We start from the raw sequence: 24447 nt of genomic DNA on the forward strand, positions 1-24447 counted from the left end.
ATCGATCCTGCGATTCTGTTTTTTGAATCACGATCCTTTTGTGAGCTGAATCGTCTGTCAGCGTAAGCGATTAGTCACCGATCCGTTTCAGGTATTTTTTCAATTTGGTTAGGTATTCTGTTAAGTTTATAGCGCCCTGGTTTTCATCTGCCAACTATTTGTTTCGTAATCTGGTTTTTATTAAGTGGAAAAAGACAAAATTAAAAGCAATTACGGGCATATACATACCAGCAGATAAGTAGGTTTGACCGATCAATAAATAGCTGGGCAGAATCAAATATAGTTTTTCATAAAACCCCTTTCGGCCCGGTAGGCGGCAGATCGGGAATTGAACCGTTCACCTAAAAAAAAGTCAGGACAAAACCGATGATAGATTCTGTCCTGACTTTCGATTGATCAAAAGCTTTTCCTTACTCCTTTAGATTTTTCAGATAAGCAATACTTTTCGGCACCTGATACGACCAGGTGGGACTTTCGTCTTCAATGAAATAGTGCTTAACCCCAACTTTTTTGGCGGTTTTCAACACCATCGGAATGTCGATCTGGCCCGTTCCCAGCGTCACGTCATTCTCTTTTGGAGTGCCACCGGTGAGGTCACCTTTAACCCCTTTTTTAAGGTCTTTCAGGTGCATCAGCTTCCAGCGACTGCCGTATTTATTCAGCAATTTAACCGGATCGGCACCCCCGTGGGTGACCCACAGAATGTCCATTTCAAAGGAGACATACTTCGGGTCGGTGTTCTTCACGAGGTAATCGAACAGCGTACCATCTTCGTACGGCTGGAATTCAAAGCCGTGGTTGTGGTAACAGAACGTCAGGCTATTTTCCTGCAACACCTTGCCCACCCGGTTGAAATCTTCCACGGCTTTTTTGGCGTTTTCAAGCGTGAAATTCCCACGCTGATGCGGGATCGAAGCAACCATGACGTATTTTGCACCCAGCTCTTTGGCTTTCTTCACCACCTCCATCGGATCTTTGACTATTTCATCATAGCTCGCGCCGGTGCCAGGAATGCTGATGTTCCGATCCTTCAGCATTTTCTTGAACGCTTCGGTCGTGACACCCGGGGGTGTACTGCCTTCCATTTCGGTGATGCCCAGCGACTGAATGGTGTCGAGGGTTGCCTCAACGCCTTTTGGAAAGCTAAATCGGTACGTATAGGATTGAATACCAATGGGAAAGGTGTAAATTTTCTTTTGAGCATAACTGCTGCCGTACTCGAGTAGCAGGGCAGCCGCGAGCACGAACGATAAGCGGTTTTTTAGCATGGGTTTGGATCGTGAAAAGGTTGATTAATGGAGTTTGTCGTTTAGCAGTTTAATAAAATAGCCTCCCACCACGGAACGGGCCTGAAAACCGACCTGCTTGCCATCGGTTGTTTCGTGCCAGTCGCTCAACGGAACCCGGGTGGGTGTTTGATCCGCGTACTTATAAATGGGTTGAACCAGTTGCCGGAAATCGTCCGGTTTTTCGGCAATGGTTGCCGTCCAGAGGATCCAGTCCGATTTGGTATAGGTTTTCCGGCTGTCCAGCGGTAAACCAAACGGTTTTTGTTTTGTGAGGTAATACCGGATTTCTTTCTCCGCTACCTCTTTCGGGAAAATGTTCAGATTCAGTAGTTTATCCCACACCAGATTGTATTTCTGGCTCCAGCTTCCCTGCGGTTTATCGAAAGTCAGCGCATAATGATCGCCGTCCTGCGCCATCTGAACCCATTTCTGCGCCAGTTCGCGGGCCAGTTTGAGGTTTTGTTCCCCTAACTCGTTCTGACCGAGCTGTTTTGCCAGTTGACCGTACGACGCAATGCCCATAATGGCTTTGATGCTCAGGTTGGCATTGCGGGCGAGATGACCGGCGAAGTCGTCCGTACAAAGCTGATTGGCGGGGTCAAAACCATTTTTTTTGAGGTAATCCACCCAAACGGTCAGGGTCGGCCAGTGTTGTTTCGCATAGTCGGCGTTTTTCTCAGTAGCCGCAATGGCGGCCGTCAGAATCAGCATGTTCCCGCTTTCTTCCACCGGCATGTCTTCGCCGTAGGTCTGCCCATTGGCCAGCGGATAGGTCCCCACGTCGTGGGCGGCAAACGGTTTCGTCCACCGGCCACTTTCGGAATACTGAAAAATCGGTTCCATCATGCCTTTCAACAGCGTTGGGTTGTAAATCAGAAACAGGGGTGCCGACGGGTAAGTTATATCCACCGTTCCGATGGAGCCGTTACTAAAGTTCTCTTTTGACAAAAACAATACTTCGCCTTTGGGACCGGCTACGGTTTTATGGGCCGCAATGGCTTGCCGGTAAGCCAGTTGACACAGGTCGGCATACGGTTTTCCACCCGATTTTTCAGCATCTGCGTATAGCTTCCGGTCGAATTGACGGGACTTTTCGATCAGTTGAGCGTACTCTTTTTCAGCCGCGGCCAGCATTTTTTCCGCCGTCATCGATTCGTCCCGTCGCCACCAGCCCCGCAGATTTTTACCGAAATACTGAACCGAATAAAGATCATCGTAACCCAGAATAACGTGGGCGGTTTTGGGCGTCTGCGAAACCGTTCCGAGTGACTGCGAAACCGCCAGCGAGCGATTGTCGGCCGCGGCCGGTTGGGTAGCTTCATCGGCTACTGAGCCCTTGCTCACAAAGTTACGGAACAGGGCGGCTGGCTGACCAATTCCGGTTTTCGTGGTAGAGGCCGTCGGAGCCGCCAGCAGCGCATAGCCCCAGTCGATTCGCACATCATCACCCTTGCGTTCCAGAATTTTCTGCGAAGTCGTGCCAATTGATAAAACCGCCAGACCGTCGGCCGACGAACGCTTTCCAACTACTTCCTGCGTGGGCTGGTTAACACTCAACAGGCCAGATGCTGCCGTATAAATTTCTACTGAATGCGGTTTTCCGTCGGTCGATTGGGCCGAATACGTCAGGTAGGAAGCCGGGCGGGTTGCCACATCCAGATCGTCCAGCAGGAGAGGAGTGGTAAAATTAACGGTGAGGGCGATGGGGCCAGCCGCAAATTTATATTCCGTCTGCGTAGCCTGAACCTTCACACTTTGCTGTTGCGCCAGGGCGATCGGAGCGCCCAGACTCACTTTTCGCTCATCGGCCAGACCTACGTCGACATACGCACCTCCAACGGGGTTCAGGCAGCTGACGGCCAGCACGTTCGGGCCTTTTTTGAGAGCAGCTTTGGCCGCCGGACTCATCGGAAACACTTTATAATCCCCCACGTAGCTGTGGCCGCTGTCGAAGGCTTTTACGCCGTTGATGTACACCACCACGTCATCGTCGTGGCTCATGTTCAGTACGAGGTTTTCAAAATTCAGATCGGAAACTGTAACCGTCCGGCGGTACCAAACCTCTTTGGTTTTCCAGATTGTAGCGGGTTTGATCGGATTGCTCCCGGCACCGTCGCCGATGGGAGCCTTTCCGGTTTTCCAGTCGGACGAAAGTTTAAACTCCGGTCTTTCCCAGCCATCACCCGGTTTCTGGAACGTGTAACTCAACTCGTATGCATTGGTCTGGGCTGTAGAAACAACGGTTTTTAGCGTCGTTAGTTGGGAACCCATAAACCGGTATGAGCGTCCGTCGACACGGATCAGGCCGTCGAGTGGCTGGTTTTTGCCCGTCCAGTGGCGGGTTGGTGATTCGTTGAGTTTATCGTTGAACGCCCAGACGCTGGTATACGGATCGAGGGTGACCAGGGGATAAGCGGGCGGGCGTTGGGCCAGCACCGGGAAACCACTGGCGATCCTTAAAAAAAGTAAAAAGAAGATGGTTTGCTTTCGCATCTGAACGACTGATTGGTTGAGGGTAGGCTGGCTCAATGAGTCTGAACAAGCCAGGTTTTACACATGTATTAAAAATCATCAGATGGCTTTTTCTACTTATTCGGGCTGGAAGCCAGCAACACATCAACGAGATTCGGTTTCAGGAAAACCGGGTCCGAAAACGCGTCATTCACCGTTCCCGCACCGGCGATTTAGCGGAGCGTTTTCGAAAAGGCCAGCCGGGCGGAGTGGGTAAGGGGGTTGAACGGTATTTTACAGGAATGCTGTCATTACACCAGCTCCCGCTCCCCGCAAATTCGAAAAACCGGTGTTTCTTCAAAGCGCGAAGCCACGATCAGGTTGGTGCGGTCGACGTGAGGAAGGAACAGATTTCGAAGCAGTTCCGGGTTGTTGTTGTCCTGCGATAAGTGGGCGAGCAGCACGTGACTCATGTAAGCCGGTTTGTGCCGGATGAACAGATTCAGCGCCTGCTGATTGGATAAATGGCCTTTTCCGCCCCGGATGCGCTGTTTCAGAAAATACGGATAACGGCCGCGCTCCAGCATTTCATCGTCGTAATTGGCTTCCAGAAAAGCCGCGTGGCACTGACTGAAATGCTGCACCAGCCGTTCGCAGGGATGACCGATATCGGTAAAAACACCCACATTTGTATGCTGATCAGAAACCGTAAAGCTGTGCGGATCGGCCGCATCGTGGTGTTTGGCGAAGGCCGTGACGCGCAGATTACCCACCACAACCGGCTCATTGTCATAAAAAGGGTTGACGGCGACTCCCCTGAGCATCAACCGGGAATTTCCCAGGGTTTTGGCGGTTATATAAACCGGTATTTTATACTTTCCGGCCAATTGGGAAAGGCCGCTGATGTGGTCGGTATGTTCGTGGGAGATAAAAATGGCTTTCACCGTATCGAGCGATAATCCCAGCCGACGGAACCGCGTTTCGGCCTGGCGGCAGGAAATTCCGACGTCAATCAAAACGGCTTCCCGCTCGTTACCGACATAATAACAGTTTCCGTTGCTGCCCGAATTGAGCGAGGAGATAAACAGTGGCATAGACTGGTAAAGATAATAAAAAAGGGCGGAATTTGCCGACTGATTGGGTGAGGTATACCGTGGGGAATCGCTTTCGGATTAAAAACCGGTACCAGATCAATTAATAAAACAATTCCCGGCCAATCAGGCCGGGATGTCCCACTTACCAATCTCTATTAATTAGAAGTAATACAGGTGTATCCTTCAACTATAAGAGAGGCAAAATGGTCGTTTATCACCTTTTTTTTGAAACTATTTTTCTGGTACTGATTAACTATCAGATAATCAGCGTATAAAAAACGGTTTCATTCCTGCTCCGCCCGGGCCGACTCCGCTTTCACAATCTTGACGGTCGAGGATTTTGCTTCCGGTTTTACCTGATCGTCCGGAAGTTCGCCAATCGCCAGGGCAGCCCGTGGTCCGATTGATTTTTCAATGATCTGTTTGGCCGAACCGATTTTATGGTACGTGCTGTCGAAATAATCGAACTGAACTTCGATGTGCCGGTACAAATACGATTCGGACGTATTGGTAATGGTAAACCGGTGCCGGTTGGTCGCCGATTCTTGAGGTGTAGCCCCTTTTTTTACGTTCCACACCACCCGGTCGACCAGCAGATCCCGATAGGCATCCGGTTTGGTTGGGGTTTCACTTTTCTTTTCATTTTGATTCGACTGACAGGCGAAGGCCGTCAGGAGAAGCAGACAACTGAGTACTTTCATGAGGAATGGTTTCAAAAGAATAGGCGGGTTATTTGCGTCCGTAATGAGCAGCCAGGACACCGGATGCAAGAACGGCGGTTTCCAGCAACGCAAGCTGTTCCGTTTCATTGATATTCCGGAATAAGGGGATTCCCGAACCGAGCAAAACCGGATTGATAAACAGCCAGTATTCGTCTATTAATTGATATTTCATTAAGGCGTGGCAGGCCGACGGACTGCCAAAAATCTGAATATTTTTTCCGGGTTCCCGTTTTATTTCCCGGATTTGCTCCGCGAGATTATTTCCAACAATTTGGATGTTAGGCAATTGGGTGTTTTTCAGCGAGTTTGAAACCACCACCTTTTTAACCGTATTGTACCAGCCGGAATGCTGAATATCGTGCGTCGACGCATCGGGTTGTTCACCGGCGGTGGGCCAGTAATTTTCCATCATTTCGTACGTTTTTCGTCCATACAGGGCAGTATCGGCCGCATCGGTTAGCCGGGCTGAATACGTGAATAACTCATCGTCGACGCGGATCCAGTTCATTTCGCCGTTGGGCCCCGCGACAAAACCGTCGAGTGAGATGTGCATGGATACAATCAGTTTTCTCATGGCTGCCTGTTTTAGATCAAAGGGTTTGGAGAAGTGATTCCGGGATGGTGCGCCGGCGGAATGGCCGTTTGCGCGACGCAATATTGGGCATTTTTCGTAAAAACTACAATGCCCGGCTGCAAGCGCAGCCGGGCATTGTCAGGATTATCTATCGCATTATGAGATGAACTCGTTCAAATATATATTGATAAATTTGAAAAATGACTATTATTTCGAGCCTTCGTTCGACTAATTTACAGAAACTGAGCAGTAAATGTCTGATATTTAAGCCGGAATATCGGGTAGAGATCAGAATGATAACCGCGTGGTTGAAAAAAGCAGGCTTAAAGCAGGAGATGAAACGATGCAGTATAACCTTACGGATTTGATTGCGCAGGGCGAAGGAAGCCGGCTCGAGTTTAAGTCGACCATTCATACCGCTCACCGGATTGCCCGAACTTTGACGGCCTTTTCCAACACCTCGGGTGGCCTGTTGATCATCGGCGTGTCGGATGATGGCCGGGTGTCGGGCGTTGAATCGGAAATTTACGAAATGCAGAAAATTGAGAAAGCCACTGATTTGCTGATCGATCCGGCGATTTCGGTGAGTTATGAAGTGGTGCGCGAAGCAGGTCGGCGCGTTATTTACATCGAAGTACCGGAGAGCACGGAAAAACCGCATTATGCTATTGATGAAAGGGGAAAACGTACCATTTATGTTCGGGCCAAAGATAAATCGGTTCCTACGAACAAGCTGATTCTGACCGGTCCCGAAACGCCCGACGGGCAATTGCTGCAAACCACCAACGTTCGTAATCTGATTCAGGCGCTGCGTAAAACCGACTTCATCACCGCCAAACAATACGCCCAGCTCGTGAATATTTCAGAATACCGCGCTGGCAAACTGCTCCATCAGTTGACCGGGCAAGGGCTGCTCATCATGGTCGACAAACCCCGGCCGGTGCGGTTTTCGTTGAAAATCAGTGAATAAGTTACGGTCCTGCGGATGGCGGACGCTTCCGTTTCGTTCGTGTATCGCTGTGATGAAGGAAGCTTCTTTCGATTTTTATCGCGGTTTTCTTAAGGATTTCACGGACTAAAGTCTGCGGGTACGTACCTTTGTACAAAACCGCATTGCTCCACGAATGGCCGTCGATAAACAACGTATCACTGATTTTTTTACCGATTTACAGGACCGGATTTGCCGGGCTCTGGAAGAAACCGACGGACAAGCCCGTTTTCACCAGGACCTCTGGGATCGTGCCGAGGGTGGGGGAGGCCGCACGCGAATTATTCAGAACGGCGGGGTGATCGAAAAAGGGGGCGTTCTGTTTTCGGCCGTATACGGCCCGGCATCGGAAATGACGCTGAAACAAATGAACCGGACGGAACCGGCGGATTTCTACGCGACCGGTGTTTCCATCGTCATCCATCCGCACAGTCCGCTGGTGCCGATCATCCACATGAACGTGCGGTATTTTGAATTGAGTACGGGCGATTGCTGGTTTGGGGGCGGTATCGACCTGACCCCCCATTATGTCGATGACGAAGACGCCCGCTGGTTTCATCAACAGCTAAAAAGCGCCTGCGATCGCCACCATCCGGCGTATTATTCCCAGTATAAAACCTGGGCCGACGATTATTTTTTCATTCGCCACCGCTCCGAAACCCGGGGAATCGGCGGTATTTTCTTCGATTACCTCCGCCCGACCAATGACGATCATAAGGCTGATCTGTTCGCTTTTGTGCAGGAAATCGGTAATTCGTTTGCGCCCATTTATACCCATTTCATGCGGAAGAACCGGGATTTGCCGTCCGGTAAAACGGAGAAAAAGTGGCAAATGTTGCGCCGGGGCCGCTACGTGGAGTTCAACCTGGTCTGGGACCGGGGAACCAAATTTGGACTGGAAACCAATGGACGCACCGAATCCATTCTGATGAGCATGCCCCCGCAGGCCAACTGGGTGTACGACTATCAACCGGAACCCGGCAGCCGGGAAGCAGAAACCCTGAGCAAACTGAAAAAAGGCGTCAACTGGGTGTAAAAAGCTAAGCTATGAAGGCGGATGGGAGCGAATGGACGCGGATGTTTAGAATTAGCCTTCCACCCGGACGCCCCGGCCCGTTTCCAGCACTTCCAGATTCCAGCTTTTGGAAAGATCGGTTTTTAGAAAACCGTTTTTGATCGTCAGCGGACTGTCCATGTTGTTGTGGAAGAGCTGACCGGTTCCGAGCCCCTGCGGCAGCGGATTTTTGAACTGGGCGGTGTACTGCGCAATGGCGTTCAGGCCAATATTCGATTCGAGCGCGGAGGTAATCCACCAGCCAATCCCGAGCCGGTTGGCAATTTCGATCCATTGGGAACAATGGCTAAAACCGCCCAATAGCGTGGGTTTCAGGATGATGTACTGCGGTTGAATCTTTTTCAAGAGCCGCATTTTTTCCACGTATTCCATGTGGCCAATCAACTCTTCGTCGAGTGCAATGGGTACCGGCGACTGACGGCAGAGTTCCGCCAGGAAATCGGGCTGGCCGGGCCGAATGGGTTGCTCGATGGAGTGAATGTCATAAACCGCCAGGTGGTTCAGTTTATCCAGTGCTTCCTCCGGGCGGAATGCTCCGTTGGCATCAACGCGGATGGTAATCTGGTCGGCATTGAACCGGTGGCGGATGGAGTCGAGCAGGGCGCATTCCTGCTGAAAATCCAGCGCGCCGATTTTTAGTTTAATGGTTGTGTAGCCCGCTTCCAGTTTGTCTTCAATCTGCCGACGCATGAAATCCGGTTTCCCCATCCAGACCAGCCCATTGATGGGCAACTCTTTGGCCCCGTTGACAAAGTCCGTTTCGAAAACGGTGCGGTTTCCACCGTTGACGTAATCGCGCATGGCCGTTTCGAAACCAAATAAAATCGACGGCCACTGATCGCTAATCAACTGCAACACGATCGGAATGTTCCAGTGAAATAGTTGCAGGTCTAACTGATTGAACGTCTGGCAGGTTTGGACAAGCTGTTCGGCAAAATCGGGCCGGTCGTCAATGCTCAGACCCCGGAGTGGTGCGCACTCCCCCCAGCCGACCACCGTCGGGTCATCGTCGTCGGAAATTCGAATAAAATAGCTGTCTTTATGGGTTAATATACCACGTGACGTTCCGGCCTCGAACGTAAAATGCAATGTGTATTTAAGGAAGGTGGCCTTGAGACTCATAGTAACGGGAAAGAGACGACTTTCACCATTAAAAGTAGTAATTTTGGGTGTTACTGAACAGGGTTGTTAATAAATTATTACGTAAAACTTAGTGTTCGCTCGCTTGCTGAATCCACTTAACTGGCTTTATGGCGGTATTACTGACATTCGTAACTTCTTGTACGACAGTCGTATTACGAAATCATTAAGCCCGCCTATCTATACTATTAGTGTAGGGAACCTGACTGTTGGTGGAACCGGCAAAACGCCCCATGTAGATTACCTGGTTCATTTGCTGAAAAAATCCGGTCCAATTGCCACGCTCAGCCGGGGCTACGGACGTCGTACGCGCGGCTTTCGAATTGCGACGGATGCTGACACCGCCGATACAATTGGCGACGAACCCTTACTTTTGTACCGCAAACACGGAAGGCAGATTGGAACAAATCCGGGCAGCGTGACCGTAAGTGTGGGTGAAAAACGAGCGGAGGCTATTTCCAAATTGGTGATGAATAATCCTGATTTACAAGTGATTATTCTGGATGATGCCTTTCAGCACCGCCCGGTTCAACCGCATCTGAATATTCTTTTGACGGATTATAACCGACCTTTCTACAGAGATCAGCCGTTTCCGGGCGGGCGGCTGCGCGAACGACGGCACGGAGCCCGGCGGGCGGATGTGATTGTGGTAACGAAATGTCCCGACAACCTGCGGGTGGCGGATCAGGGCGAAATCGAGGAGCGTATTCGGGGGTATAGCCGGGCCGACATACCGGTTTTTTTTACCGGGATTCAGTACGGAAATCCGGTATGCTTTGCTGAGGACGCAATCAAAAGTGCCTTGAAACGTGTTGTGCTGGTGACCGGCATTGCTCAATCTGAGCCATTGGAAGCGTACGTGAAATCACATTTTTCAATGGCTCAGCATCTGCAATTCGCTGACCATTACCGGTATACGATGGACGATCTGGAAAAAATCCAGCGTTTGATTCCGACGGGTGGTGCGGTTTTGACGACCGAAAAGGATTTTGTCAAACTGGCTCCGCTGGTATCGGAATCGGGCGCAGAGGCAACCGCTTTTTATTATTTACCAATTGAAGTCCGGTTTTTAAGTCAGGAAGACCAGTTTCAGAAAATCAGTACAAAATTTCTAACGTAATGGGATTGATCCGGCGGTGTCGTTGTTAAAAAATCCTAATAAACAGGAAAAGGAATCACCGCGAATCAATAATTTGATAGAATCCCAGTTCAGTCCATATGATCCGACTTTATATACTTTGTTTAAGTATCCTGCTGTCTTGGTTAATGAGTCCGGCTTCGGCCCAGTTGCCAACCCGAATGCCGCAATTTCCGGGTGGGGCGAGTCGGACCGGGGGGCAAACAGCTCCGGCGACCGGTGGCAAGGGAGCCGGAGCGGGTGGTGCCATTCTGGACGACTCAACGAAAATGATTTATGGCCCCAAATCGACCCGCTATTTTCTGGAAAGCGATGTTCTGAATAACCGGAAAGCGCTTTTTACGATCGATACGACGCTGGAAGGCATTCATCAGGCCCATTACGTCAACCGACTTGCCAATATGTATACTGATCTGGGGAATCTGGGAACGGCTCTGCGACCGGTTTTTTACCAGACACCCACTATTGGCTCCCAGCTGGGCCTGAATGTCTACGGATTGTACGGTTACCAAACCCAGGAGGTACGGTATTTTGATACCCGATCACCTTACACGAATATGGATCTGGTGCTGGGGGGGCGGGGGCAAAACCGCATTAATTTCGACTTTACCCAAAACGTGAACCAGCGCTGGAACTTTGGGTTCAATCTGCAACGAATGACGTCCGATTTGCAGTTTGGTGGCAAAACGGGTTCGACATCCACGCAGCGGCTGGCCGAAAACTGGAATTTTGTCATCCACTCCAACTACCGGTCTGTCAATCAGAAGTATACGCTTCTGGCGCACTACAACAACATCAATCACCGGATGGTTGATCAGGGCGGAATGATCGAACCCGATACGGCTTCCGGCAACGCCTTTAATTCGAACATTGAATTGGGGACGGTTTTACCGAATGCCAACTCCCACGAAAAGCGCAACGATTTGCATGTATACCAGCAGTATGTGCTCGATACGGCTTTTCAGGTGTACAATATCATTGATTTTCGATCCCAGCGCTACAGCTTCACGGACACGGACATTACTTCTAACCTGTACCCGCTCGACTCGGCGCACCCGGAGCGAAAGCCTTTTTATCCCCGGGTTTATTTTGATAGTCTGGAAACCAACCAAACCACACGGTTCCGGCTGCTGGATAATCAAATTGGGATTAAAGGCCAGTTTTCGACCCGGGGGTCGGCGTTTAATTACCGCGCCTGGCTTCGAAACCGCGTTTACGGACAAAGTTACACGTTCAATGTCGGACGATTGCTGCCGGATTCAACGGTCAAAACCAACCGGTTTGAGACCTTTGTAGGCGGCTGGCTGGGCTATTATTTCCCGGACAGCCTGACACGCGCGACGGCCGAAGTCGAGTATTTGCTGGGCCGGGATTTCCGGTTTCAGGGCCGCCTGGAAAGCCGGTTTCTGACGGCTGGTTACGAGAGCGTTTTTGCTTCGCCAACCCTGGTTCAAACGCGCTTTATCAGTAATAATTTCCAGTGGGATCACGTCACGCGGCAGTCAGCCCAGTTTGAATTACGCGGTACGCAGCACGCGTATGGCCAGTTGAATCTGAAGGTTGGAAAGCTGGTGTTGAGCCCCGGTCTGGATTATTACCTGTTGTCAAATTACATCTATTTCGACACCGTTGGGGTTCCAAGGCAATTGTCGAGTGCGTTCAGTATTTTACGATCGGGTTTTGGTTTTCAGTTCCGGGCGGGCAAATTTGCTGCTGTCGGGCAGGGCTATTACACTTTGCTTTCGCGCGATGACGTCCTGCGGATTCCCCGATTGTTTGCCAATGCCCGGGTTGAATATAACTTTCTGTTGTTTAAAAAGTTGTACGTTCTGGCCGGGGTTCAGTTTCATTACAAATCGGCGTATTATGCCGATCAGTACATGCCGCTTACGCAGCAATATCATTTGCAAAACGAAACGAAACTGGGCGATTACATCATGGCCGAACCGTTTGCCAATTTCCGGATCAACCGCGTACGGCTTTTCCTGAAAATGGCCCACGCCAATCAGGATTTGCTCGGCAAGATTTATTACAGCGCGCCGTATTTCCGGACCATAAACCGCTCGTTTGCATTTGGCGTACACTGGCTATTATTTGACTAAAACGAACCTGTGAAAACCGTACACATTCTCAACGGCGACGCAACCGCCGGGGCTTTTGCCGACTCGACTATTCCGGGTCAATCCGATTCCTCGCAAGTTGCCATTTGGCGGGAAGCGCTCTCGGAAGGTCCGGTTAACGCATTTGTGCCCCTGACTGAACTCTGGAACATTCGGCAGAAGTGGCACCGGGTGTATGACGAAAATCCGCAGCCGGAGAGGTACGACCAGATGGTGGTTCAGGAGTTTGAGAAATGGACGAAACCAACTGATTACGACGAGATTTACCTCTGGTTCGAGCACGATCTGTTTTGCCAGATCAACCTGGTTTTTCTGCTGGCGCAATTCGCACAACGTCCGTTGGGAAGTACCAAAATCAAACAGGTTTCGGTGGATTCGTTTCCCGGTGAGCCGTTTTTCAAGGGAATTGGACAATTGAGTGGTGCGCAACTGGCTACCTTATATTTACAGGCTGAAGAACTGACCCAACACGAACTCGATCTGGCGTTGAAGGTCTGGAAAGCGTACGCCAGTCCGGAACCACTGGATATTCAGAAGCTGCTGAATTCGGATTTTGGCCGGTTGCGGTTTTTAAAAACCGCCCTGATTCTGCATCTGCAGCGGTTTCCGTTTACCGAAAACAACCTGAACCTGATCGAACACCTGTTGACGGCGACTTTGATGGAAGGCCCGCTGCCCGAATCCGACCTGATCGGGCGGTTTTTGCAGCAGGATCGGGTGTATGGAATCACCGATTTGAGTGTTGGCGAAACCATCCGCCAGTTGAACGGAAAATTGTGGGCGTATACCGACGAGGGCGTGAGCCTGACCGAAGCCGGTGCCGACATCATTGCCGGACGGCGAACGCTAAACCCGGTGGAACGCTGGCTGGGTGGTTTTTACCAAACTGCCGACTCGCCGTACCGATGGAACCGCGAACTGGAAAAACTGATTGAACTGTGATTACAACCCTGGGCCTGGAACTTCCCACCGATCCGCGCTGGGTCGACATTGCCCGGATGAATCTGGGCGATATTCTGATCGATCATGCGTTTTGTGAGCAAAAAGCTGCATCATCGTGTATTTCGCTGATTGTTCAGTTTCCCGAACACGAAAAACTGGTCGAGGTGCTGACGCCGGTGGTGGCGGAAGAATGGGGGCATTTTCAGCGGGTGTTGAAAGAACTGCGGAAGCGCAACATTGCGTTGGGAAAACCGCGTAAGGACGAATACGTCAATCAATTGCAGCAGGTTCTTCAGAAACCGAGCGGTCGCAACGAGCAGTTGATGGAAAAACTCTTGCTGAATGCGCTCATCGAAGCCCGCAGTGCCGAGCGGTTCAAGCTGTTGTCCGAAAACCTGGCTGACGAAAATCTCCGGAAATTTTACCGCGAACTGATGATTTCGGAAGCCGGGCATTACCGCAATTTTATCGAACTGGCCGAAGAATACAATCCGAAGGAAAAAGTCAGAAAACGCTGGAAAGAATTGCTGGAATCCGAAGCGGAAATTATGAAAACGCTGGAAGTCCGTCCCGACCGGTTTCACTGAGTGGATTTCCAATCCGCTCATTCTTCACTTCCACAAATACACAAAAGAATTTCATAATACCGTATCTTTAATCCCTGATCCCATAATCTGTTCCACCTTTCCTCTTTTTTTAAAATGTTTAAATGTTTTCTCACACTGTTGCTTGGCGTTCAAATCGCGTCATCCGCAACAGCGCAACAATTTCTGCCACCGATCGAGCGGTTTTCAGGAAGTAAACCCAGTTACCTGATTACAAAAACCGGTGAACGAATCGAATTCACACTGGATGACCTGGATCGTAAGAAAGGCTTAATTATCAAGGTTGAAGGAAAAACAAGTGATGGTAAAAAGTTTAAATACAAAGCCGAAGAGCTACAGGAACTGGGGTTATATCCTTCGGATTTTGCCAAGTTTGCCTCGTTTTCGGAAAGTACAAGTTCCATTGCGAAAGCCCAGCGCAATAAAGTGGGCGAGTCGACGCGGAACCTGGTTATCTTTTATCAGGAACACCTCGATGATCCGAAGCGCGATGTACTGGTGCAGTTGGTTAACCCGGGCTTCGATTCAAAAATTAAAGTTTATGATGACCCTTTTGCCGCAGAAACCACGGGCGTTGGTCTGATGGGAGTCCAATTGACCGGGGGAATGGACAAGTCGTTTTATGTGAAAGCCGGGGGCAAGGTAACCCGGCTGAAAAAAAAGAACTACGACGACAAGTTCAAGGAACTCTTCGAAAGCTGCCCGGATATGCTGACCAAATTTGCAAAAAACGATGCCTGGCGTGATTTCTGTCAGCACGTATTTTACTTTGACCAGCAATGTGGTGAAAGCGAGGTTAAACTGAAGTAAATGCAAAGAAGCCATGTTGTGTTCGGGATCCGGCATGGCTTCATTTTCTATAGCGAGTAACGTTTGATGCACTCTTTTCTTGAACAGGTTTCAGCACACATTTTCCAGCGTCATCAAACGCGGATGGACAACGTTTGGGTGATTGTGCCAACGCGCCGGGCGGTTTCTACGTTCCAGCAGCACCTGAGTCAACACGCCGACACACCGTTTTTGTCGCCCCACGTCATGGCTGTTGATGATTTTATCATGCAAAGTGCGGGCGTGCTTCAGATCGATCCGGTTAGTTTGCTGTTCGAGTTATTTGAAGTTTTTAAAGAAATCGACGATTCGCTGGAGTTCGGGCGGTTTTTGAACTGGGCAAGTATTCTGCTTACCGACTTCGACCGCATCGACCAGTACCTGATTTCGCCATCCGAGTTGTTCAGCTATATGACGGCGGCCAAAGCCCTCGAACGCTGGAAACTCGAACTGCCCGACGGCCGGGCGCCCAAACTCGAAACCGCCGGAACCCAGCGGTATTTCAAATTATTCGAAAATCTGGAAATTGCCTACCAGGCGCTGCACGACCGGCTGCTGGCGAAGGGCTGGGCATATCGGGGCATGGCGTACCGTTTGCTGGCCGATCGGATCGATGATTTGGTACGTGACAATCCGGCGTATGAACAGTTGTATTTCGTCGGTTTCAATGCGTTGAGTAAATCGGAAGAAGAGATCGTTAAAACGCTGGTGAAGGCGCAGAAAGCCGAAATGCTCTGGGACACCGATTCGTATTACATGCAGTCCCGGCGGCAGGAAGCCGGTAAAATGCTGCGGGCGTATAAAGCCGCCGGTTGGAGCGGCCCCTGGACTTGGGAAGAAAAAAGCCTGACCGAGACCCCCAAACACATCCAGATTATCGGCGTTCCGAATGCCAGCATGCAGGCCAAAGTGGCCAGCCAGTTATACCGTCAGAAACCGGTTGATGAAACCGGGTCCGAAACGACGGCGCTGGTGCTGGGCGATGAAACGTTATTGTTACCGGTCCTGTATTCACTCGGCGGTTCGGTGACCGACCTGAACGTCACGATGGGGCTTTCGCTGCAGAATTCCAACCTGTTTACGCTGGTCGATGCGCTTTTTGAAATGCAGCGAACCGTAGCGGCTTTTCAGAAAAAAGACGGCAGCGGGACGGTTTTTATTCCGAAATACAACCACCGGCACGTGGTGAAAGTACTGAATCACCCGTTTATCCGGCAGTATGAACAGGCGGAATCGAAAGCATCGAAAACCGCACCGGCGCGGATTGTCCAGAAAGCCATCAACACCATTACAACCGATAACCTGGTGTATCTGGACGAAAAGCAGTTGCTGAAAATGGGCGACGACAGCCCGCTTTTTGAGGTGCTTTTCCGACGCTGGCCCGACGACAAACCGCTGGTAATTATTCATCAGTTTTATGCCCTGATCGACGTTCTGAAAGACGTTTACGCCGATCAGCAGGATGCGATTGAGACCGAATACCTGTATTTATTCCAGAATTTGCTGCGCCAACTCGAAACCACGCTCGAACGTGAACAACGCAATGAACTGGTGACGATCAAGAGTTTAAAGCAGTTTCTGTACGAACTGATCCGGCAGACCAGCATCCCGTTCGAAAGCGAGGGCGGCAGTGCGTTGCAGGTTATGGGAATGCTCGAAACGCGGGCGCTGGATTTTGACCACCTGATTATTTTGTCGGTGAACGAAGGCGTTTTGCCGCAATCCCGAAAGCTCAATTCGCTGATTCCGTTCGATGCCTGCGTGGAAGTCGGTTTGCCGACGTACCAGGATCAGGAATCGGTAATGTCGTACCACTTTTACCGGTTGTTGCAACGGGCGAAAAAAGTCTCGCTGCTGTATGTTACTTCAGCCGACGCCTACGGCACCAGTAAAGGCGAAAAAAGCCGTTTTATCCGGCAAATTGAACACGAACTGGTTCCGGCTTCGAACGGAAATGTGACCATTAGCTATCCGACAGTGCGATTTGGCCAGGTAGCGGATAAAAAACCGGTCTTGTTACCATTCGATACCCTCGAAATTCCGAAAAGTGACGCGATTCTGGCGAAGTTGAAAGCCGATTTGACGGGCCAATTTAATCAGGCAAAAAACCGCATTTTCGGGGGCATATATCCCACCTCGCTGAATAATTTCGTGAGTTGTTCGCTCAAATATTATTTCAGTCGGGTGATCAAGATGGAGGAGGATGAGGAGGTCAGCGACGGCATGGATGCGGCCGAATTTGGGCAGTGGATTCACAACACGCTGGAAGCGCTCGATCAGGAACACCGCATGGTCGGGGAGGAAGTGAATGCCGCAATGGTGGTTGAAAAACTCAAACTGAAATACGAGGAAGCGTTCGTCAACCGCGTGACGGAGTCGGGCATGAACCGGTTGTTGTACCGGGTTGCCGAGGATCTAATGGTTCGATTCAATGCCTTGCAGATTGAGAAATACGGCAAAAATCTGGAGGTGTTGCAAACGGAAGAGGAGTGGGATACGGAACTGCTGGTCGAAACGTCCCTTGGAAAGCTGCCCATTCGGATTGCCGGAAAAATCGACCGGGTCGAGCGGGTACGCCAGCCCGACGGATCGGTTCAGATTCGGGTGGCGGATTATAAAACCGGAAAGATTGAAGCCAGAGATGCGGACGTTAAAACCATCGACATACTCCTGACCGATGCCCTGAAAGACAAGGCGCGGCAGTTGTGGCTGTACCAGTATCTGGTCTACAAAAAAATGCTGCAAAACAAAGGCTTGCAGGTTGGCGACCAGTGGATCGACGGCACGAATACGAATGTTGTGGCCGGTTTTTATTCGTTTCGGAATCTGGAAGGCGGTTTTATGGAAAACAAACTGTATCTGGGATCGCCCGAAGAATTTGTGAATCAAACCGAGACTCATTTGCGAAAAATCATTGCTGATTTGTTCGACCCCGCTCAGCCTTTTCAGAAAACCGCCGACAAAAAAATCTGTGAATGGTGCGATTACCGCAAACTGTGTGGGCGATGAAAGGAATGATAACTATCAAATGATGAATGTAAAATGTAAAAGTGTGTGCTTCCGAAATACTTCTACATTTTACATGTATCATCCTTTTCACGTATAAAAACTACCCTCTTTTCTTGTGAAAAGCCGCCGGTTTTTCTTTCGACGTTTCATTGAGTAAAATCGCTTCCTGCAACAGTTCCCGGACCGTGTCTTCGTTGAAATCGCCAGATTGAACGATGACGGACTTCACGGTTCGTCGGCCCCGGCCTTCGAGAACACCCTGTTCGTTGGCTAATTCATAGCCCCTTAAAAAGCAAATATCCACGGCGGCCTCCGGCGTTCGGAGCGGATTGAGGTAAACCAAATGTCCTTTGTGGAAATAAAAAGGCACGCCCCAACTAATTTTTTCCTGAACTTTTGGGGACGCTTCCAGGATTAATCGACGTATTTGGGCTAATAAGCGGTGAATTTCGGGTGTTTGTCGATTAATGTATTCGTCAACTGTCATGGCTTGTTGTAATGGAGTAATTTCGGTGCTAAGTTAGCTGAAAAATCAGATTCAGACAGTAAACCTGTTTGATGTTACTTTCTCAACGAACGCAATGCCGCGTTCGATTCAACACGCTATTTCTGTGAAAAGGTGGATTGCAATTATTCTGGTGGTGCTGGTGTTAGGTGGCGTCATCTATTATAACAAGTTTTATAAACAGCAACCCGGCGGATCGGGCGGAGGTCGGGGAGGAGCCCCTTCCGGACAGGCTGGTGGCAAACCGGGTGGTGGCCCAACGGCGGTGAATGTCTTTGTGGTAACCTCACAAAACCTGAAAGATGAGGTCGTTGCAACAGGCTCACTGCTGGCATCCGAACAAGTTGATATTTACCCCGAAATCTCGGGCCGGATTGTTGAATTGAACATTCAGGAAGGCCGCTCCGTTAGTCAGGGAACATTGTTGGTAAAATTGTACGACGGTGATTTACAGGCGCAATTGCTGAAATTACGGTCGTTGGAAGAAAATAATCGCCGGATTGAGGAACGGAACAAACAATTGTTGCAGCGGGGTGGTATTAGTCAGCAGGAATACGACATTATCGTGACGAACCTGAAAGGGACGCTGGCCGATATCGAGGTGACGAAAGCTGCCCTGCGCAAAACCGAGATTCGGGCTCCGTTTTCGGGCAGTATGGGTTTACGGAATGTGAGTTTGGGAGCGGTTGTGAGCCCTAACACGCTGATTGCGCGATTGCAGCAAACAAATTCGATGAAGCTGGACTTTTCGGTTCCGGAAAAATACGGCTCTTCTGTAAAAATTGGAAGCGTTATTTCGTTTCAGATTGACGGGTCGGACAAGACGTTTAATGGGGCGGTTTACGCGATTGAGCCGGGGGTTGAGGAAGCCACCCGGAATTTGCGCATTCGGGCGCGGGTGAACAACAATTCGGCGAACCTGCGGCCCGGTACGTTTGCGAAAGTGAATCTGGTGATCAATACCTCGAATGCGCTGGTGGTGCCAACGCAGGCGGTTATTCCGCAAACCCGTGGTAGCCAGGTGGTTGTTATCGAAAAAGGCAAGGCGGTTTTCAAAGACGTGAAAATTGGACTGCGGAATGCCAGCGTTGTTGAAGTAACACAGGGCTTGCAGAAAGGCGATTCCGTCGCCACCACCGGTTTGATTTTCCTACGGCCGGAGTCGCCGGTTAAAATCGCTAAAATTGACAAGTTAACGGGCCAGACCCAATCGGGCGAAGGCCCCGGAGCAGGTAATAGTGCCAGCATGAAATAACGAACTAATCTATGAGTCTACCTTCAGTAAGTTTACGTCGACCGGTATTCGCAATGGTAATGTCGATTGTCATCATCCTGTTTGGGGTGATCGGCTTTACCTTTCTGGGCGTTCGTGAATACCCGGCTATCGATCCGCCGATTATTTCGGTTCGGACCAGCTATGTCGGTGCCAACCCGGAAATCATCGAGTCACAGATTACGGAACCGATTGAAAAATCGCTGAACAGCATCGAAGGCATTCGGACGATCTCTTCGAACAGTGCCCTCGGAAGCAGTAACATCACCATCGAATTTGAATTGGGTGCTGACCTCGAGCGGGCCGCCAACGACGTTCGGGATAAAGTGGCGCAGTCGCAGCGGCAACTTCCGCAGGATATCGATGCGCCACCGGTGGTGAGTAAGGCAGATGCCAACTCGGATCCGATTATTTTCATGCCCATTCAGAGCACCACCCGCAATCCGATGCAGTTGTCGGATTATGCGGAAAACGTGCTTCAGGAACGTTTACAAACCATTCCGGGTGTTAGCCAGGTCATGATCTTCGGTCTGAAACGCCCCGCCATGCGGCTTTGGATCGACCCGGCAAAACTCTCCGCTTATCGGCTGACTGCGCAGGATATTCAGGATGCGTTGACCCGCCAGAACGTGGAGTTGCCGGGTGGAAAAATCTACGGGAATAATACGGAATTGACCGTTAAAGCCGCTGGCCGATTGTCCACCGAAGAAGATTTCAATAACCTCATTTTGCGGCAAACCGCCAATCAGATTGTGCGGTTTAAAGACGTGGGCTATGCGGTTTTGGGTCCTGAAAATGAGGAATCGTCGGCCAAACAGAACAATGCATCCGGCGCCATTCTGGTCATGATTCCCCAGCCGGGGGCCAACTACGTTGCCATCGCCGATGAATTTAATCGGCGTCTGAACGATATCAAGCGGGAATTGCCGCCCGATATCAAAATCCTGAACGGGATTGACCGAACGATTTTTATCCGGAAGTCGATTGAGGAAGTGGGCGAAACCATTCTGCTGGCGTTCATCCTGGTCGTTATCGTCATCTATCTTTTCTTCCGTGACTGGCTGATTTCTATTCGACCGTTGATCGATATACCGGTTTCACTGATCGGTACATTCTTTATTATGTACATTTCCGGATTCAGTATCAACGTGTTGACGCTGCTCGGAATCGTTCTGGCAACGGGGCTGGTGGTGGATGACGGGATTGTGGTGACGGAAAACATCTTCAAAAAAATCGAAGGTGGCATGGAACTGAAGCGAGCTGCGAAGGAAGGTTCGGAAGAGATTTTCTTTGCGGTTATTTCTACGTCGGCAACGCTGGCGATTGTGTTCCTGCCGGTTATTTTTCTGGAAGGATTTACGGGGCGGCTCTTCCGCGAATTTGGGGTCGTCGTCGCCAGTTCCGTGTTGATTTCAGCGTTCGTTTCCCTGACGTTGACGCCGGTTTTGAGTGTTAAACTGGTCAGTAAAGACCACGGAAAAGGATCGTGGTTTTACCGGAAAACGGAGCCGTTTTACCAATGGCTGGACGAATCCTATCGATCTTCATTGACCGACTTTATGGGACGCCGTCGCTGGGCGTTTGGGCTGATCGCGGTTTGTATTGCCATCATTTTTGGCATTGGCTCGACGCTGAAATCGGAACTGGCTCCGTTGGAAGACCGTGGGCGGGTTCGGATTCCGATTACGGCTCCGGAAGGAACGAGTTATGAAGCGATGAGCCGGATTTCGGATCGAGTCAACCAGTTCGTACTGGATTCCATTCCGGAAATCAACTTCACCTTTAGTGTGATCGCTCCCGGTAATTCGGGTGCAGGAGCCGTTAATTCGGGCTTTGTGGCACTTAACTTAATCGACTCGAAAGACCGGAAACGGTCACAACAGGACATTACCGATTACCTGAGCAAGAACTTAAAGAACTTCAGCGAAGCCCGCATGAATGCCACCCAGGAGCAGACGATTCAGGTCGGACGCGGTGGCGGTGGTGGGGGAGGTGGCCTGCCTGTTCAGTTTGTGATTCAGAACCTGAATTTCGAGAAGTTACAGCAAGCCTTGCCTAAATTCATGGACGCCGTGCAGAAAGACCCGACTTTTCAGGGTTTCGATGTAGACTTGAAGTTTAATAAACCGGAATTGAACCTGACTATCGATCGTGAAAAAGCGACCAGCCTCGGGGTGACGGTTCAGGATGTGGCGCAAACGCTTCAACTGGCGCTCAGTAACCGCCGTCTGGCCTATTTCCTGATGAACGGAAAACAATACCAGGTAATTGGTCAGGTGTCGCGCGACGACCGCGATGAACCGGTCGATCTGGCGTCGTTCTACGTGCGAAACAATGTCGGCAATTTGGTTCAACTGGACAATCTGGTGAAATTTGCCGAAGTGTCCAGTCCGCCACAGGTGTACCACTACAACCGGTTTAAAGCCGCCACCGTGTCAGCCGGTCTGGCACCGGGCAAAACCATTGGAGATGGTGTCGAAGCCATGCGTGCCATTGCCGCCCGGACACTCGACGATACGTTCCAAACAGCTCTTTCCGGTTCATCCCGCGACTACGCCGAAAGTTCGTCGAATACCTTGTTCGCATTTGTTTTGGCGCTGGTACTGATTTACCTGATTCTGGCGGCTCAGTTTGAGAGCTTTACCGATCCGTTCATCATCATGCTTACCGTGCCTCTCGCCATCGCCGGGGCGATTTTATCACTCTGGATGTTCAACCAGACGCTCAATATCTTCTCCCAGATCGGTATTATTATGCTGGTCGGGCTGGTCACGAAAAACGGGATTCTGATTGTGGAATTCGCCAATGAGAAACGGAAAGAAGGCATGAACAAAGTAGAAGCAGCCATCGAAGCATCGGCACTGCGGCTTCGTCCAATTTTGATGACCAGTTTGGTAACGGCCTTCGGAGCGCTTCCCATCGCGATGGGACTGGGTGCGGCCGCGAAAAGCCGGATTCCACTCGGGGTCGTTATCGTTGGCGGGATCATGTTTTCGCTGGTGCTGACGCTCTTTGTAATTCCGGCCATGTACTCATTCATGTCGCGTTTCAAAGCCGTCGATAACTCAGCCTACGAGGACCAGCCGCTCCAGCCACTGCCGCTGCCAGAACCGGAAAAACCGCGGAAACGGAAGAGCGAAGAATTACATGAAGAAGAAGTTTAGAACGAAAAACCGGCTGAAGGCCGGTTTTTTAATGTAAATAGACCTGTTGCAAATCCAGTTGAAAAGGGTTGCCTTGGTCTAATTCACTTGTATCTTCCAGATAAAGAAAGTCAGGTTCTTAATCATTCAGGTATTGAAGCGCAGGTACATACCAACGGACGTAATCCGGCTCTTTGCTACCCTTCTTCCACCGCTGTTTTAACAATAACCGATCAGGTACTTCTTCTTCAAGCTCATAGGGAGGCCAATATTGAAGCGGTATTCGATGTTTTAACCGAACATAATAAAATAAATATATGTTTTTGCATGGAGAGTGTCTGCAATAGTGGCCGCTACCTTAGGTAAAAAATCTTTGTACTGACTGGGTCTGTGCTTGCTTAGATTCTTTACTCCTACATAAACAAAACCAGAACTATCCATAGTATGCCCTCTATCCATCAGAACAATATCGGAGTAATCAAGCTGTTTGGGGAATAGATAAGACCAGAAGTACCACAGGAGAGCAGATAGTAAAAGCGGCCAAAATATAGTATTACGGATGGAGATTAGTTGGCGGGCCATAAACGTTTCATTTTGACAATATAGGTGAGATGATCTTTAAAATGGAAATTACTACTTCCGCCTTTTATTTCGGATTCAAGTATTGTAAAGTCGGTATATACGATGTGTAATATTTTATTTTTTATCTATTATCCAAAGATTCATTAATAGTAAATCATTGCTGAAATCTTCTTCTAATCTATATGGAGGGAAAGCCGTTAAAGGAGCGGGAACTCCCGCAAAGAGATTGGTGGGGGTAAGGAACCTCTGGGTGGGTTCATCACTTTTCAATATCCATTACTTTGGCCCATCCTTCGATCAGCCTCGTTCCATAATATCGGATTCTGATCCATTGAGATTTCTCCTCCAAAATTTCCACTAGATCGTTTTTTAAAAGGTATCTTTTGGTTGGAATACTAGGCGATAAGTAAATTGTAGATTTATGCATAATCTTTTTTAAATTAATTAATTTTTTATATTCTTTCCATAAATCTATATTTTGCTTTATTCTTAGGACAATAGTTAAAGGTAAAGCATTGATACGAATATATTCATCCGGAATACTACTTAATCCATATGAAAAAAAATAATCTTGCTCTAACTTTCCGTTTTCGTTAAACGTTAACCAATTACTTCTTCTTATATTTGTAATATTTACCAACGTGTCTATGTTATTGGGAATATCTATATAATATAGTATGTGCCCATTTTTATTAAATTTATTGATGTTTTTGGGATATTCGTTATTATCCCAAAAACCGATATATGCTAGCCTTGTTCTTATTTCTTTATAAGAAGTGTCATTGAAAATTTCGAGCAATTTGTTTTGTTTTATGATTCTATATGCCTCAAAAGTTTTACTTTCGCCTTTCCTGGTGAATTGGAATTTCCAAACACCTTGCAGTTTTTCTATAGAAGGTTTTTCTTCTGGATCTTGAGCATAAACATTCATTGAAAATATTAATGCAAACAATATATATATGGGATTAT

At 49.4% G+C, this 24447-nt stretch carries 18 protein-coding genes; 10 read left to right on the top strand and 8 right to left on the bottom strand.

The window, feature by feature from the left end:
* Positions 1–410: 410 nt before the first annotated feature.
* The 5 genes from EHT25_RS20485 to EHT25_RS20505 all read right to left on the bottom strand — a co-directional run bounded on the left by EHT25_RS20485 (position 411) and on the right by EHT25_RS20505 (position 6130).
* On the bottom strand, positions 411–1268 hold the full coding sequence (locus tag EHT25_RS20485; RefSeq protein WP_124876978.1) for a sugar phosphate isomerase/epimerase family protein: 858 nt from the start codon (positions 1266–1268) through the stop codon (positions 411–413).
* A gap of 24 nt (positions 1269–1292) precedes the next feature.
* Positions 1293–3782 (bottom strand): glutaminase family protein, encoded by a 2490-nt coding sequence (locus EHT25_RS20490; protein WP_124876979.1) that lies wholly within the window; start codon positions 3780–3782, stop codon positions 1293–1295.
* 269 nt (positions 3783–4051) lie between these two features.
* A complete protein-coding gene (locus EHT25_RS20495; RefSeq protein ID WP_124876980.1) occupies positions 4052–4834 on the bottom strand; it encodes an MBL fold metallo-hydrolase in 783 nt (260 codons plus the stop codon).
* A gap of 284 nt (positions 4835–5118) precedes the next feature.
* Positions 5119–5535, bottom strand: a complete 417-nt coding sequence (locus EHT25_RS20500) for a hypothetical protein (protein WP_124876981.1) — start codon at positions 5533–5535, stop codon at positions 5119–5121.
* Between the two features lie 28 nt (positions 5536–5563).
* Positions 5564–6130: a dihydrofolate reductase family protein gene (locus EHT25_RS20505; protein WP_124876982.1), complete on the bottom strand. Its 567-nt coding sequence runs from the start codon at positions 6128–6130 to the stop codon at positions 5564–5566.
* A 343-nt stretch (positions 6131–6473) separates the two neighbouring features.
* Here EHT25_RS20505 and EHT25_RS20510 point away from each other — a divergent pair, with 343 nt between their 5' ends.
* Both EHT25_RS20510 and hemF read left to right on the top strand, forming a co-directional pair.
* The gene (locus tag EHT25_RS20510; RefSeq protein ID WP_124876983.1) at positions 6474–7100 is read left to right on the top strand and encodes an AlbA family DNA-binding domain-containing protein; all 627 of its coding nucleotides are present in this window, start codon (positions 6474–6476) and stop codon (positions 7098–7100) included.
* Between the two features lie 154 nt (positions 7101–7254).
* Positions 7255–8154 (top strand): oxygen-dependent coproporphyrinogen oxidase, encoded by a 900-nt coding sequence (gene hemF, locus EHT25_RS20515; RefSeq protein WP_124876984.1) that lies wholly within the window; start codon positions 7255–7257, stop codon positions 8152–8154.
* Between the two features lie 51 nt (positions 8155–8205).
* Here hemF and menC read toward each other — a convergent pair whose 3' ends face one another.
* Positions 8206–9315, bottom strand: a complete 1110-nt coding sequence (gene menC / locus EHT25_RS20520; protein ID WP_124876985.1) for an o-succinylbenzoate synthase — start codon at positions 9313–9315, stop codon at positions 8206–8208.
* A 103-nt stretch (positions 9316–9418) separates the two neighbouring features.
* Between menC and lpxK the strand changes: the two genes are divergently transcribed.
* The 6 genes from lpxK to EHT25_RS20550 all read left to right on the top strand — a co-directional run bounded on the left by lpxK (position 9419) and on the right by EHT25_RS20550 (position 17975).
* Positions 9419–10453, top strand: coding sequence for a tetraacyldisaccharide 4'-kinase (gene lpxK / locus EHT25_RS20525; protein ID WP_229311686.1), 1035 nt, complete (start codon positions 9419–9421; stop codon positions 10451–10453).
* Positions 10454–10599: 146 nt separating this feature from the next.
* Entirely contained in the window at positions 10600–12573 is a 1974-nt protein-coding gene (locus EHT25_RS20530) for a putative porin (protein WP_221622309.1), read from the top strand.
* A 9-nt stretch (positions 12574–12582) separates the two neighbouring features.
* Positions 12583–13533: a DUF1835 domain-containing protein gene (locus EHT25_RS20535; protein ID WP_124876988.1), complete on the top strand. Its 951-nt coding sequence runs from the start codon at positions 12583–12585 to the stop codon at positions 13531–13533.
* Positions 13533–14120 (top strand): MiaE family protein, encoded by a 588-nt coding sequence (locus EHT25_RS20540; protein WP_124877126.1) that lies wholly within the window; start codon positions 13533–13535, stop codon positions 14118–14120. Before EHT25_RS20535 ends, EHT25_RS20540 begins: the two co-directional genes overlap by 1 nt.
* Before the next feature lie 114 nt (positions 14121–14234).
* Positions 14235–14948: a hypothetical protein gene (locus EHT25_RS20545; protein WP_124876989.1), complete on the top strand. Its 714-nt coding sequence runs from the start codon at positions 14235–14237 to the stop codon at positions 14946–14948.
* Between the two features lie 123 nt (positions 14949–15071).
* Positions 15072–17975, top strand: a complete 2904-nt coding sequence (locus EHT25_RS20550; protein WP_124876990.1) for a PD-(D/E)XK nuclease family protein — start codon at positions 15072–15074, stop codon at positions 17973–17975.
* Positions 17976–18075: 100 nt separating this feature from the next.
* Here the strand turns inward: EHT25_RS20550 and EHT25_RS20555 are convergent, their stop codons facing one another.
* The gene (locus EHT25_RS20555; RefSeq protein WP_124876991.1) at positions 18076–18462 is read right to left on the bottom strand and encodes a DUF1801 domain-containing protein; all 387 of its coding nucleotides are present in this window, start codon (positions 18460–18462) and stop codon (positions 18076–18078) included.
* Positions 18463–18586: 124 nt separating this feature from the next.
* Between EHT25_RS20555 and EHT25_RS20560 the strand changes: the two genes are divergently transcribed.
* Together EHT25_RS20560 and EHT25_RS20565 are read left to right on the top strand one after the other, a co-directional pair.
* Entirely contained in the window at positions 18587–19735 is a 1149-nt protein-coding gene (locus EHT25_RS20560) for an efflux RND transporter periplasmic adaptor subunit (RefSeq protein ID WP_124876992.1), read from the top strand.
* An 11-nt stretch (positions 19736–19746) separates the two neighbouring features.
* Positions 19747–22917: an efflux RND transporter permease subunit gene (locus tag EHT25_RS20565; protein ID WP_124876993.1), complete on the top strand. Its 3171-nt coding sequence runs from the start codon at positions 19747–19749 to the stop codon at positions 22915–22917.
* Positions 22918–23737: 820 nt separating this feature from the next.
* On the opposite strand, the gene EHT25_RS20570 is transcribed toward EHT25_RS20565, so the two are convergent.
* A complete protein-coding gene (locus EHT25_RS20570; RefSeq protein WP_124876994.1) occupies positions 23738–24409 on the bottom strand; it encodes a hypothetical protein in 672 nt (223 codons plus the stop codon).
* Positions 24410–24447 lie beyond the last annotated feature (38 nt).

The organism is Larkinella rosea (assembly GCF_003858635.1).
Taxonomy (GTDB): Bacteria; Bacteroidota; Bacteroidia; order Cytophagales; family Spirosomataceae; genus Larkinella; species Larkinella rosea.

Coding starts and splice junctions, on each gene's coding strand:
- EHT25_RS20485 (WP_124876978.1), bottom strand. CDS start 1,268: ATGCTAAAAAACCGCTTATCGTTCGTGCTCGCGGCTGCCCTGCTACTC.
- EHT25_RS20490 (WP_124876979.1), bottom strand. CDS start 3,782: ATGCGAAAGCAAACCATCTTCTTTTTACTTTTTTTAAGGATCGCCAGT.
- EHT25_RS20495 (WP_124876980.1), bottom strand. CDS start 4,834: ATGCCACTGTTTATCTCCTCGCTCAATTCGGGCAGCAACGGAAACTGT.
- EHT25_RS20500 (WP_124876981.1), bottom strand. CDS start 5,535: ATGAAAGTACTCAGTTGTCTGCTTCTCCTGACGGCCTTCGCCTGTCAG.
- EHT25_RS20505 (WP_124876982.1), bottom strand. CDS start 6,130: ATGAGAAAACTGATTGTATCCATGCACATCTCACTCGACGGTTTTGTC.
- EHT25_RS20510 (WP_124876983.1), top strand. CDS start 6,474: ATGCAGTATAACCTTACGGATTTGATTGCGCAGGGCGAAGGAAGCCGG.
- hemF (WP_124876984.1), top strand. CDS start 7,255: ATGGCCGTCGATAAACAACGTATCACTGATTTTTTTACCGATTTACAG.
- menC (WP_124876985.1), bottom strand. CDS start 9,315: ATGAGTCTCAAGGCCACCTTCCTTAAATACACATTGCATTTTACGTTC.
- EHT25_RS20530 (WP_221622309.1), top strand. CDS start 10,600: ATGAGTCCGGCTTCGGCCCAGTTGCCAACCCGAATGCCGCAATTTCCG.
- EHT25_RS20545 (WP_124876989.1), top strand. CDS start 14,235: ATGTTTAAATGTTTTCTCACACTGTTGCTTGGCGTTCAAATCGCGTCA.
- EHT25_RS20550 (WP_124876990.1), top strand. CDS start 15,072: ATGGACAACGTTTGGGTGATTGTGCCAACGCGCCGGGCGGTTTCTACG.
- EHT25_RS20555 (WP_124876991.1), bottom strand. CDS start 18,462: ATGACAGTTGACGAATACATTAATCGACAAACACCCGAAATTCACCGC.
- EHT25_RS20565 (WP_124876993.1), top strand. CDS start 19,747: ATGAGTCTACCTTCAGTAAGTTTACGTCGACCGGTATTCGCAATGGTA.
- EHT25_RS20570 (WP_124876994.1), bottom strand. CDS start 24,409: ATGAATGTTTATGCTCAAGATCCAGAAGAAAAACCTTCTATAGAAAAA.